Source organism: Halobacillus sp. Cin3 (genome assembly GCF_947311855.1).
In the GTDB taxonomy this organism is placed as follows: domain Bacteria; phylum Bacillota; class Bacilli; order Bacillales; family Halobacillaceae; genus Halobacillus; species Halobacillus kuroshimensis.
In genome coordinates, this window is the sequence record NZ_CAMZMV010000007.1 from 19,332 (window position 1) to 32,636 (window position 13,305).

Genomic DNA, 13,305 nt, shown 5'->3' on the forward strand with positions numbered 1-13,305 from the left:
CAGCGTGACTCTCCGGGAGGCGTGATGGGTGGTGATCATCATACATGGCTTCACAGAAGCTGCAAAAAAAGACGCTCCTCCAGATCTCCCCTCTGGATGTGAGCGTCTTTTCGTTTCTTTCTTTTGTCAGGCCGGTGGTATATCGGCATCGGTATAACGGTGATCAAGGTCGACGAACTTGTTGTACTCCTTCACGAAGGCAAGTTCGACGTTTCCGACCGGACCGTTACGCTGTTTAGCGATAATGATTTCAATGATGTTCTGGCTTTCGGATTCTTTATCATAATAGTCATCACGATAAAGGAATCCGACGATATCAGCATCCTGCTCAATCGATCCGGATTCACGAAGGTCCGACATCATCGGGCGTTTATCCTGACGGGATTCCACACCACGGGAGAGCTGGGACAGGGCAATCAACGGCACGTTCAGCTCACGGGCAAGACCTTTCAGGGAACGGGAGATTTCAGAAACCTCCTGCTGACGGTTTTCTTTGGAATTCGCGCTTCCCTGGATCAACTGCAGATAGTCGATCAAAATCATGCCGAGTCCGTGTTCCTGCTTCAGGCGGCGGCATTTGGAGCGGATTTCACTCACGCGCACCCCGGGGGTGTCATCAATGTAGATGCCGGCGTTGGACAAGCTTCCCATCGCCATGGTCAACTTGTTCCAGTCTTCCGTTTCCAGGCTTCCGGTACGCAGACGCTGGGCATCGATGTTTCCTTCTGCGCAGAGCATACGGGAAACGAGCTGGTCAGCCCCCATCTCCAAACTGAAGATGGCGACGTTCTCATCTGTGTGTACGGCGACGTTCTGGGCGATGTTCAAGGCGAAGGCCGTCTTACCCATCGATGGACGCGCAGCGATAATGATCAAATCATTCCGCTGGAAGCCGGATGTGATGTGATCAAGGTCACGGTAGCCCGTCGGAATACCTGTCGTCGATCCATCGTTCATGTGAAGCTGTTCAATGTTGTCATACACATCGATCAGGACGTCTTTAATGCTTTTGAAAGCACTGGAATTTTTCCGCTGGGATACTTCTAATATGTCCTTCTCTGCGGAGTTCAGGACATCGTCAATCTCTTCTTCCTCCGAATATCCTGTCGTCACAATGTTCGTAGCGGTTCGGATCAAACTGCGGAGCGTCGATTTTTCACCGACGATGTTCGTATAATAACCGACGTTGGCGGCGGTCGGAACCGAGTTTGCGATATCCGTCAGATAGGAAACTCCGCCGACCTCCTCCAACACCTTATTGTTGGAAAGAGCCGTGGTGACCGTAACCAGATCGATCGGCTCGCCTCTGTCCGCAAGCGTCAGCATCACTTCGAATATCCGCTGGTGGCTTGCTCGATAAAAATCTTCCGGAAGTAAATTCTCTGCGGCTGTCGACATTGCTTCAGGTTCTAAAAAGATCGCACCGAGCACCGCCTGCTCTGCTTCTATATTATGAGGCGGGGTACGGTCGTTCCACATTTCACTCACTAGCTTTTCCTCCTCTGAATCGTTAACACCAATACATCATATTAACTCATATTCTGACCGCTGTCCATATGCCGGAAAGGGCAGAAGTAAAAGCGCCCTGTTCATCCGGACAATGGACAGGGCGCCTCTTTGATACATTTATTTTTCAGCGATGTGGACACGGATCGTGCCTGTCACTTCCGGGTGAAGCTTCACAGGAACGTTCGAGTATCCAAGCGTACGGATCGGATCATCCAGCTCAATTTTCCGTTTGTCGATCTTGATGTTGTGATCCTTCTTCAACTGCTCGGCGATCTGCTTGCTCGTAATCGATCCGAAAAGACGGCCGCTGTCGCCGGATTTCGCATCAAGCTTCACTTCCAGATCAGCGAGCTGATCCTTAAGGCGCTTCGCTTCTTCCACTTCTTCCTGAGCCTGCTGCTCAACCTTGGCATCCTTGGCTTTCTGCGCCTGCATATTGCCTTTGGTCGCCTCGACAGCCAGATTGTTCTTCAGAAGGTAGTTACGCGCATAACCGTCGTTCACTTCTTTGATTTCGCCTTTTTTCCCTTTACCTTTTACATCCGTTTTGAATATTACTTTCATTCTGTGTCTCCCCCTTCAAAATATTCGTCAATAATATCCTGCAGCAAATCTCTGGCATCTTCAATCGTTGTGTCTTCCAGCTGTGTAGCCGCATTGGTCAGGTGCCCCCCGCCATTCATCTTTTCCATGATGACCTGGACGTTGATATCGCCGAGGGAACGGGCACTGATGCCGATTCGGCCGTCACTGCGTTCAGATATGACAAACGATGCGACAATTCCACTCATCGTAAGCAGCGTATCCGCAGCTTGAGCGATGATGACAGGACCATAGGATTCACCGTGGTCGCCTGTTGATATGGCTATCCCATCTCTATATATGGATGCCTTCTCAATCAACTTGCTCCGCCTTACATAGACATCCAGATCCTCTTTCATGAATTTCTGGACCTGGACGGTATCCGCTCCTTTGGATCGCAGGTAGGAAGCGGCATCAAACGTTCGTGAGCCCGTACGAAGCGTGAAGCTCTTCGTATCGACGATGATCCCGGCAAGCAGGGCCGTCGATTCAAGCATGGACAGCTTCAGCTTCTTCGGCTGGTATTCCAATAGCTCGGTGACAAGCTCGGCCGTGGAAGAAGCATACGGCTCCATATAGACGAGCGTAGGGTCCTTGATGAACTCCTCCGCCCGGCGGTGGTGGTCGATGACGACGACATGCTCGGTCTTGGAAAGCAGTTTTTCCTCCATGACCATGGATGGTTTGTGCGTATCGACGACGACGAGCAGTGTATTATTCGTCACCATTTCGAGCGCATCTTCCGGCGGGATGAAGTACTGCCACAAGTCTTCGTCCTTTTCAATCTCTTCGACCATCCGCTGCACGCCTGTATCGATATCATCCGGATCCAGGACGATGGCTGCTTTTTTGTCGTTGGCCTGAGCGATTTTCAGTATGCCGATGGAAGCCCCGATCGAGTCCATATCCGGCGATTTGTGTCCCATAATCAAGACTTTTTCACTCGCCTGGACGAGCTCCTTCATGGCGTGGGAGATGACCCGTGCCCGTACACGCGTCCGTTTCTCCATCGGGTTGGTTTTACCGCCGTAGAAGCGGACCTTCCCGGAATCATCCTTGATGGCCACCTGGTCGCCGCCGCGGCCGAGAGCAAGATCCAGACTCGACTGAGACAGCTCCCCGAGTTCAGGCAGGCTGATCGGACCGACACCGATACCAAAACTCAGTGTCAGCGGGACGTTCTGATCGGTAATCAGTTCCCGGACATCATCCAGGATTTCGAACTTCGCTTTTTCAAGCGTATAAAGAATTTCCTGATTCATCACAGCCATAAACCGTTCCTGTGATGTACGTTTCAAATAGATGCCGTAGTCCCCGGCCCATTTGTTCAGTATGGAGGTTACCTGGGAGTTGATATGGCTTTTCGCTGTATCATCCATTCCCTGCGTAATTTCCTCATAGTTATCAAGAAAAATGATCGCAAGTACGGTCTGTTCATTTTCATAACGGTTATGAATCTCGGTCTGCTGTGTCCGATCAAACAGATAAAGCAGGCGCTCCTCCCGTTTGACAACCGTTTGGAGTTTATAGCCGTCGATCGTAATCCACACTTCATCCTCCTCTTCCTTCAAGGCAGGAATCAGCTGATCCGACAGCTTTTTCAGGGACTCTCCGACAACCGTATCTTCACTCGTGAACCGGTTCATGTACGGATTGGCCCATTCGACGGTGTAATTCTCGCTGTAAAGGATAATTCCGATCGGCATTTCCAACAGGGCTTCCTCGCCCACCTTTTTCACCCGGTAGGAAAGGGTCGATATATATTCTTCGGTTTCATTGATCATGTGCTGTTCGGTGCGGACACTGTAGAATATCGATGCAGCAAGGAACAGCGTCATCAATAATCCGAGCATCCACTGATAATACCAGATAAACCCGAGCAGAATTAAGGAAATCGCATAGATGATCCATAAGTGTCCGCTCATAGTTGGTTTCTTAAAAAAGTTCGGCATTGCATTCAGCTCCTACCATCTTCTCCGAGCTAGTTTTTTTTCTTCTCACTGACATAGCTGCGCAGTGGAAATCCTAAATCAATTATACCTAAAATTCGAACAAGATACATGATCAATCCCGGAGAAAGTAATGAAAAAACGATCACCAGGACAGGGACAGCCTTCGGCCACTTCTTCTGTGATGCGTAATAGAAGACGAATGAAAAGCCTTGGATGGCAAGCAGTGTGCCCGCCACAATGAAGACGTTGATGGCTCCGAAATACACCCAGCCTCCCCGATCTGTCACCACATAGTTCAAAATCATCGCAAAGAAGTAATACCACAGAATAGACGTCGGCAATCGGAAATTTTTAAATGAAGCAAAGGCATAGGATTTATTTTCGATCCTGTTCATGAGCTTGAACGTCAGCCACAAACTGATCAAGGCCGTGATGACGCTTGTCATGACGAAAATACTTGGGATGATGTCCGGGATGAAGGTAATCGCTTCACGGACTGTGTCCACAGCTTCCTCTGAGCTCTCCCCCTGTGGGAAGATGCCCATCGTAGATTCCACCGTGTCTAAACTATCGCTCATCCCTGCTGTCAGTTCATCAATAAGATTGATGCCTAGAAGCAGCTGGACAAGCCCCATACCGAGGACAAGTCCTCCCGTATACCCGACGGTTCCAAGAGCAAGAGATTCATAGGCTGAACGGCCGGCATGCAGGACGCCGCCGGATACCACGCCCCCGATTCCCGCTGTGAGTGTAAAGGGAATGGAAAGGACCGGAACGATCAGCAGACTGAAGATCATCGTTAAACAAAACAGGAGCAGGCCGGACTTCCAGCCATGACGGCTGCTGTAATAAATGTATGGCACCGGCAGAACGAACAGGAGTAACGATCCGATTCCTCCCGGCAGGAAAATAATTACCAATAACAATAGCAGATATATCCCTGCCATTAAAGCCCCTTCGGTTATTCTTTTTGAGTTGTTCATATTCAGGTTGCACCTCGACTTTTTTCGCGCTGTCTTAACCTCCCTATTTTAACATATGTACGGTTTGTACGGGTTGTTGTTTACTCACGTCTGTTCAGTCTTGGTGAACAAGTGTGAGTCTGGTATGATGAATGAAATTCCACCTGAGGAGGATGTTCATGCTGACCGATTATCACGTGCATATGGCTGAAACAGGAAATTTAGACGTCGACTATCTGAGAACCTACATACAAAAAGCAAAAAACGAAGGCATTCAGGAATTAGGCATTTCTGAACATGCGTATTTTTTCCAGGAGACAAAGGAGATTCTCTCCAATCCGTGGGTCAACAACCGACGGACCCTCGATTTCGACACCTACCAGCAGATGTTTGATGAAGCCGAAAAGCAGGGACTCCCCATTAAGATGGGCATCGAGATGGATTACATGCCCGGTAAGGAAAAAGAGATGGAAGCCTTTATCGATACCCATCCCTTCGATTATGTGATCGGTTCTGTGCACTGGATCGACGAATGGGGCATCGATCTGGCCATTTACCGCGGGGAATATGAAAAAAGAGATTTGAAAGACGTCTATGAGCAGTACTTCGACCGCGTCGTCACCCTCGCTGAATCCGGGCTGTTCGACTTTGTCGGCCATATCGATGTGATCAAAGTATTCGGCTATCGTCCGGATGACCGTGATTTTCTTATCGGGCAGTACAAGCGGGCGGCGGAAGCGCTGGCTTCTACAAATACACTTATTGAAATCAGTACCGCCGGCCTGAGAAAACCGGTCGGGGAGCTGTATCCTGACCCTGATCTATTGAGCATCTGCAGGGAAGCCGGAGTTGGAATCGTTCTCTGCTCTGATGCCCATAAGCCGGACCATATCGGCTACCGCTATGATGCCGCCATCGACCTTGCGAAATCGGCCGGCTATACGCATCTCCATACGTTTACGAACCGGAAGGCTGAACGTCATCCGATCGGGTAAACAAGAAAAAGCACGTGTCCTCCCGTAGACTTGTCCTATGTTGAGTTGATCGTCACGTTCCGCTTATCGGTGGATGCTTGCCGCGGGCACGGCCTCAGCTAACTCGGACAGGAAAACCACCTGCCCGAGTGGATCTTCGACTCGCGCTGTTCCCGCAGGCGTCACCACCGAACGCTTCTCGTGACAACCGCGTATTCCTTATGAAGGAAATCGGATGTACCGAATGATAAAGCGATAAGTTCAGCGGAGCAATTGCTGAATTGCTTGCATGAATGTGAGACTGCTTCAGAGTCTTTTTTGCCTGGAAGCACTAGAAAAACACCACGTTCCCCTAACAAGTTGAAAGGCCGGACTCCATTGAAGGAGTCCGGCCTTTTTTCATAATCTGTGCTGAGTCATTAATAGCTGATTGGAGCTCCCGGTCCGACTGGAATCCCAACGAGTACCCAGACAAGTAAGAGCAGCAGCCATGCAAGCAGGAAGGCGACCGAATACGGAATCATCATGGAGATGAGGGTACCGATGCCGAGCTTCTTGTCATAACGCTGAGCAAATGCAATGACCACCGGGAAGTACAAGAGCAGCGGGGTGATCATATTCGTCACAGAGTCCGCAATCCGGTACAGCAGTGTCGTGAATTCCGGGGAATACCCGAGATTCATCATGATCGGAACGAACACCGGTGCAAGAATCGTCCATTTCGCCGAAGAACTTCCGATAAAGAAGTTGACGACCATCGTCAGGCCGAGGAACGTCAGGATCAGCCCGATGCCGTCAAATCCTGTGGAATCAAGAAAATCAGCGCCTCTGAAAGCGATGACGGTTCCAAGATTGGTTTCACGGAAGTAAGCAATAAACTGACCGGCCGTAAAGGCGAGAGCGATGTAGCCGCTCATCGTGGCCATCGTTTTTCCTAACAGTTTGGTCAAGTCTTTGTCATTGGAAATCTCCTTGACGACAATCCCGTAAATCAGTCCCGGGATGAGGAACAGGATGAAAATAACAAAGACCAGGGCGTTGAAGAACGGCGATTCGATATAAGCCCCGTCCCCGCGCAGCGGCCCGAAGGAAAGATAGGCCATCAAGGCGAAGGTGAGGAGGAAACCGATACCAGCCCGGCGCATCCCTTTTTTCTCCAGGGCCGTCAGTTCATCAATATCCCCGGCTTCGTCCCCTTTATAAGTGCCAAGACGCGGTTCTACAATTTTATCAGTCACGAATGTACCGACAATCGTAATCAACGCGACCGAAACAGCGGCAAAGAAATAGTTCATCGTCACCGTAATCGTATCGGCGTAGGCAGGGTCAATGGTACTGGCCGCATCAGCCGTCAACTCAAGCAGAATGGCATCCGTGGACGTCAGCGCCAGGTTGGCACCGAAACCACCGGAGACACCGGCGAAGGCCGCAGCCAGACCGGCAAGCGGGTGACGTCCCAGTCCAAGGAACAGGACAGCGCCAAGCGGCGGAAGAACAACATATCCGGCGTTAACCGCCACACTGGACATAACACCGGCAAATACAAGCGCAGCTGTAAGCAGGCGGCGCGGGAAGGAAAAGACGATGCCCTTCAGCGAGGCGTTGATCAGTCCTGTCTGTTCCGCAAGCCCGATACCGAGCATCGTTACAAGAACGGCGCCAAGCGGCGGAAAGCCGATGAAGTTTTCTACGGCACTGTTGAATATATACTCCAGTCCACTGAGACTGAATAGGTTTTTGACTTCGACCACTTCTCCTGAGGTCGGGTTGGTGACAGATACACCGGAGAAGATGCCGGAAATCACCACGACAAGCGCTGCCAGAATGGCAAACAGCAGCAAAGGAGAGGGCAGCTTATTCCCCAGCCACTCGATCCCGTCTAATATACGGAAGAGAAGCTTTTTCGGGGCAGAAGCTTCTTTTTGTTGAGCATTCATAATGGTCCTCCTTGTTTTTTATCTAATACTTACAAATAAGGTCGGCATTAAATTTAACAAGGGATTGTCTCAAAGTCAAAGTTTATGTTTCACTTTTACAAAAACCACATACAAATCAACCCACAGGCAGATCATTAGACGGCGTTCCTCCTTATAAAGTTCCCCCTATACAGAGCGGCCACGTTCCGCTTATCGGTGGATGCTTGCCGCGGGCGTCACCACCGAACGCTCCTCGTAACCTCACCAAAAAAGAGAACGATTTTCCGTTAAACAGAAGACCGCCTCTTATTATTAGACTGAATATAATCGAAAATGAACTTTTTTCAATTACGTATGGGGCGCAGACCGTTCCGGAAGAACGAGTGGGCCGGGGAGGAAGATCGGGCGCGGAAAGGGAAGGGCTTACGCTCCCGGCGGTAAGACAGAAAAAAAGCTTGTAAAGAAACAGAGGTTTCTCTACAAGCTGAGACCGGCCTGCTCAGGCCGGTCTTTTGTTTATTTAAGAGTTAAATAATCCACCTGACGGATGTCGGCAATCTCAGAAAGCTGATCAGCCGCCTGCTTATCAATGGCTTTATCGACGGTTAAGACCATGACCGCTTCTCCACCTTCGTTGGCACGTCCCACCTGCATCGTTGCAATGTTGACGTCCTGCTCAGCCAGCAGACTTCCGACACGGCCGATGGCTCCAGGCTGGTCGGTATGGTGAATGACAATCAAATGACCTTCCGGAACGATATCGATGGAGTATTGGTCGAGCTGCACGATCCTCGCTCCAAGTCCATTCAACCGGGTACCGGCTGCACTTCGTGTTTCCTTGTCGGTTTCAATTTCAACCGTAATGAGGTTCGTGAACCCTTTCGTTTTCGTAGACTTCTGCTCATTGATGGTAATCCCTTTATCCGCAGCTGTCTTATAGGCGTTGACATCGTTAACGCGGCTGCCGATGTAACGACCGAGGATGCCTTTCACCGCAATTCTCGTCAACGGAGTCGTATCGATGTCGAGAAGTTCACCACTGTAGTAGACATTGATTTTTTCAAAGGTGCCTTCTGCAATCCGGGACACAAACGAACCGAGACGTTCGGATAGCGTAAAGTATGGAGACAGCTTCTCCATCATTTCCGTAGACACCGAAGGCAGGTTCACCGGATTTCTCACAGTTCCGCCGCGCAGCAGTTCAAGTACGTCCGCACTGACATCTGTCGCAACGTTTTCCTGCGCTTCCACGGTACTTGCACCGAGGTGAGGAGTGGCAATCACTTCAGGAAGGGACAGCAGCGGATGCTCGGTTGCCGGTTCTTCTTCAAATACATCAAGGGCCGCTCCTGCAATTTTCCCGGATTTAACTGCCTCATACAGGGCATTCTCCTCCACGATTCCGCCGCGGGCACAGTTCAAAATACGGGCACCGTCTTTCATGAGTGCGATCGCTTCTTCATTAATCAAATGCTTCGTTTTTTCAATCAGCGGCGTATGTACAGTCAGGAAATCCGCCTGCTGGAGCACTTCTTCCAATGTACCGTGGGTGACGCCTGCCTTCTGTGCTTTTTCTTCATTAAGAAAAGGGTCGAAGGCAACGACTTTCATGCGGTGCCCTTTGGCGCGCTGGGCCACCTCGCGGCCGATCCGTCCGAATCCGACAATTCCAAGCACTTTATCCTTCAGCTCCACACCGACGAACTTCTTACGTTCCCAGCGTTTCTGCTGAAGCTGGTGATACGCCTGCGGGATGTTGCGGGCCAGGGACATGAGCATCGCCATAGTGTGTTCGGCTGTGGAAATCGTATTGCCATCCGGGGCGTTCACGACAATCACACCATTGTCAGTGGCCGCATCCAAATCGATGTTATCAACACCGACACCGGCACGGCCGATGATTTTCAGGTGGGTTCCATGTTCGATGACTTCACGCGTCACCTGTGTCTGGCTGCGGACAATCAATGCTTTTGCGGAGCCGACCGCTTCCAACAGTTCCTCATGGGACATGGACGTTTCCTTAATGATTTCTATATCATCCGCTTCTCGGAGCGGTTTGATGCCTTCCTCGCTCAATGGATCACTAATTAACACTCGGTGCATGGATTAATCCTCCCTTGTAAAATCGAGGTACGCGGCCTGAGCTGCTGCTGTACCCGCACCCGGTTCAAACGTATGACCAAGGCGCTTCAGAATGATTTCGATAATGCCGATATACTGCAGAACATTGGCCGGACGGGAGTACCCCATATGGCCGACACGGAAGATTTCACCCTTCAGCTGTTTCTGTCCGCCGGCAAGCTGCAGGCCGAATTCTTCTCTTGCCAGTTTTCTCAACTGCTCGGCTTCGAACGTTTCCGGCCGGACGGAGGTGACCGTCGTGGATGCTTCTCCATCGGAAACGAGCAGAGGAATTTGAAGAGCCTGAAACGCTTCACGTGTCATCTGCTTCATTAATGCATGACGTTCATACACTTTTTCCAACGTTTCTTCCTCTAAAAGACGCAGCGCTTCCTGCAGTCCAAACAGCAGGGAAAGAGCCGGAGTGTACGGGGTCTGACCGGCCATCAGCTGCTTCCGGTAGACGCGCAGATCCAAATAAAAGCGCGGTCTCGGGTTCTGATCGATGACCGTCCAGGCAGAATCCGCCACTGCAACAAATGCAAGACCGGCCGGGAGCATCATCGCCTTTTGTGAACCGGAGACTAAGATATCGATTCCAGAGGCGTCCATATTCAAACCAGCGCCGCCGATCGAAGAGACACCATCAACAATGACAAGCGCCTCACTGACTTCCTTCACTTTTTCAGCGACGGCCTCCACCGGGTGCATGACTCCGGTCGACGTTTCACAGTGCGTCACGAATACAGCCTTGATTTCCGGGTTCTCCTGTAGAGCCTGTGTGACCTCTTCGACCTTCACAGCCTCTCCCCATGTGACATCGAGGCGATGGACATTCAATTCATAGGTTTGACAAATCTGGGCAAAACGATCACCGAAAGCACCGGCAACAACGACAAGCACTTCATCTCCCGGCTGGGTGGCATTGACGACAGCAGATTCCAGCGCGGACGTCCCACTTCCTGTTATAACGAGAACGTCACCAGATGTACCGAAGACCGGCTTCAACCTCGGGGCGATGTCCTGCATCAATTCCTTGCATTTTTCTCCTCTGTGTCCAATCATCGGCTGACTCATACTGCGGTCCACACTCGGCGGGATCGGCGTCGGCCCCGGAGTATGAAGCAAATCCCATTCACGCTTCATTCGACTTGTACCTCCTATTTATTCAATGCTCTCTTTTCATCTTTTAGACGCGTTAAAACGTTAGAAAAGAATTGGATATTCTATAATCCTATCAGAAGTAAACCCGATGTCAATGTAATGGGAATATTCTGTTTATAGCAGGATAAGCCTATATTTTCCCGCGTATGCCAAAGGATTAGACAAAAATAGACTTTGCTTTTTTTCTTATTTATTTGTATAATTCAAAAAGTAATTATTTTTAGAAAATTTAAACTATAGGGGGAGTCACTTTGAGAAAACATCTGTTGGTGCTTTTCGGATTGATGTTTGTGCTCGTACTTGCAGCGTGCAGCGGCGGGGACAATGAAACATCATCTGAATCAGGAGAAGGTAATGAGGAAACATCAGAAGGAACAGAAGAAAGCAGTGCTTCAGGAGAACAGGAAATCACGATTACATCTAAAAGTGAGATCCCAAGCATGGACCCGTCCTTGATTACGGATTCCGTCGGATTCCAATGGGCAGGGGAAACCTACGAGGGACTTTACCGACTCGATGAAAACAGCCAGCTTGTCAACGGAATGGCGGAAAGCTCTGAAGTAAGCGAAGACGGCCTGACGTGGACATTCAACCTGCGTGACGCCGAATGGTCAAACGGCGACCCGGTTACCGCTGATGATTTCGTTTACGCGTGGAGAAGAGCGGTTGATCCGGAAGTGGGCTCCGAGTACGGTCCATACTTCCTTGGTGGGATTATTAAAAATGCGACAGAAATCAGCAACGGGGAAGCTTCCCTGGAAGACCTCGGAGCTACAGCTGTAGATGATAAAACGCTTGAAGTCGAATTGGAAAAGCCGGTTCCTTACTTTGAGTCCATGACGGTCTTCATCACGTTCATGCCGCTGAACCAGGCATACGTTGAAGAACAGGGGGACAAGTTCGCAACAGAAGCGGAATATACCATTTCCAACGGACCGTTCGAAATGACAGAGTGGAGCCACGGCGAAGGCTGGTCCATCGAAAAGAGCGATTCGTACTGGGATAACGAAACGGTACAGCTTGAAAAAATCAATGCTAAAGTTGTAAAAGAGGTTTCCACCGGTGTGAACCTTTATGAGTCCGGTGAAATTGATCAGACAGAATTGAATGCGGAATTTGTCGACCAGTATCGTACGAACGAAGCGTTCAACGTCGTCGAAAAACCATACTTATATTTCTTCAAGTTCAACCAGGAAAATAACGAGGCCCTTGCCAATGTGAACGTACGTAAGGCGATTTCCTACGGGATCGATCGTCAAGGTCTTGTCGATGTCATCCTGAATGACGGATCCGTCCCGGCAGAAGGCTATGTACCATCCAACTTCGTGTCCATGCCGGACAGTGAGGAAGATTTCCGCGAGGCACAAGGGTCACTTGTAGAATCCAATGTTGAGAAAGCAAAAGAGCACTGGGACAAGGCCCTTGAGGAACTCGGTACAGATTCTGTTGAAATAGAGCTTCTTGGTGATGATACCGGGACATCCAAAGATGCCCTTGCGTATTACAAAGGACAGCTTGAGGAAAACCTGGAAGGACTGACGATCAAACTTCTGGAAGTTCCATTTAAAGAACGTGTCCGCCGTGATAACAATTCCGAATTCGAAATCGAAGCGGCTACGTGGGGACCAGACTACGTGGACCCGAACACGTACTTGAACATGTACCTGACAGATGGTCAGAACAACAACATGGCGTACTCCAGCGAAGAGTATGACAGCTTAATTGAAAAAGCCAACACAGAATACGCCCAGGACCCGGCGAAGCGTTTTGAAACCTTCCTGGAAGCTGAGAAGCTGCTTCTTGAAGAAGATCAGGCTGTGGCTCCTATCTATCAGGATGCCAAAGCACAGCTGTTCCGCCCGTCCATCAAAGGCGTGTATTCTACAGCAACAGGCCCTGAATTCGAATTCAAGTGGGCTTACGTTGAAGAGTGATTCTATCCTATAAAAAAGCAGGAGCTAAAAAGCTCCTGCTTTTTTATATGTAGATAACTCCCATTTACCCCAACGCCTCCAGTCTTCCTTATTCAAGGAAAATGCTTTCGATTACGGTAAGTGGACGTCTCCCTGCACGTATACGACACATCGTTCAGGGTTCCTGTCATGACCCGTACGGCATGTTCTTG

At 50.0% G+C, this 13,305-nt stretch carries 9 protein-coding genes; 2 read left to right on the plus strand and 7 right to left on the minus strand.

Annotated elements, in window-relative coordinates; translation table 11 throughout:
- Positions 1–126: 126 nt before the first annotated feature.
- The 4 genes from dnaB to QMA39_RS17375 all read right to left on the minus strand — a co-directional run bounded on the left by dnaB (position 127) and on the right by QMA39_RS17375 (position 5,026).
- Complete coding sequence (gene dnaB / locus QMA39_RS17360; protein WP_035532384.1) at positions 127–1,488, minus strand: replicative DNA helicase; 1,362 nt, start codon at positions 1,486–1,488, stop codon at positions 127–129.
- A gap of 138 nt (positions 1,489–1,626) precedes the next feature.
- Positions 1,627–2,073: a 50S ribosomal protein L9 gene (rplI, locus tag QMA39_RS17365; protein ID WP_027955901.1), complete on the minus strand. Its 447-nt coding sequence runs from the start codon at positions 2,071–2,073 to the stop codon at positions 1,627–1,629.
- Positions 2,070–4,043, minus strand: a complete 1,974-nt coding sequence (locus tag QMA39_RS17370; RefSeq protein WP_206934940.1) for a DHH family phosphoesterase — start codon at positions 4,041–4,043, stop codon at positions 2,070–2,072. Before QMA39_RS17370 ends, rplI begins: the two co-directional genes overlap by 4 nt.
- 29 nt (positions 4,044–4,072) lie before the next feature.
- The gene (locus QMA39_RS17375) at positions 4,073–5,026 is read right to left on the minus strand and encodes a YybS family protein (RefSeq protein WP_281659425.1); all 954 of its coding nucleotides are present in this window, start codon (positions 5,024–5,026) and stop codon (positions 4,073–4,075) included.
- A gap of 158 nt (positions 5,027–5,184) precedes the next feature.
- On the opposite strand from QMA39_RS17375, the gene QMA39_RS17380 reads away from it, so the two are divergent.
- On the plus strand, positions 5,185–6,000 hold the full coding sequence (locus QMA39_RS17380; protein ID WP_281659426.1) for a histidinol-phosphatase HisJ family protein: 816 nt from the start codon (positions 5,185–5,187) through the stop codon (positions 5,998–6,000).
- Between the two features lie 398 nt (positions 6,001–6,398).
- Here QMA39_RS17380 and QMA39_RS17385 read toward each other — a convergent pair whose 3' ends face one another.
- From QMA39_RS17385 to QMA39_RS17395, 3 genes are all read right to left on the minus strand, one after another.
- Entirely contained in the window at positions 6,399–7,916 is a 1,518-nt protein-coding gene (locus tag QMA39_RS17385; RefSeq protein ID WP_281659427.1) for an AbgT family transporter, read from the minus strand.
- Positions 7,917–8,411: 495 nt separating this feature from the next.
- On the minus strand, positions 8,412–9,998 hold the full coding sequence (gene serA / locus QMA39_RS17390) for a phosphoglycerate dehydrogenase (RefSeq protein ID WP_281659428.1): 1,587 nt from the start codon (positions 9,996–9,998) through the stop codon (positions 8,412–8,414).
- Positions 9,999–10,001: 3 nt separating this feature from the next.
- Entirely contained in the window at positions 10,002–11,162 is a 1,161-nt protein-coding gene (locus QMA39_RS17395) for an alanine--glyoxylate aminotransferase family protein (protein WP_206934949.1), read from the minus strand.
- 269 nt (positions 11,163–11,431) lie between these two features.
- Here QMA39_RS17395 and QMA39_RS17400 point away from each other — a divergent pair, with 269 nt between their 5' ends.
- Complete coding sequence (locus QMA39_RS17400) at positions 11,432–13,114, plus strand: peptide ABC transporter substrate-binding protein (RefSeq protein WP_281659429.1); 1,683 nt, start codon at positions 11,432–11,434, stop codon at positions 13,112–13,114.
- The last annotated feature ends 191 nt before the right edge of the window (positions 13,115–13,305 follow it).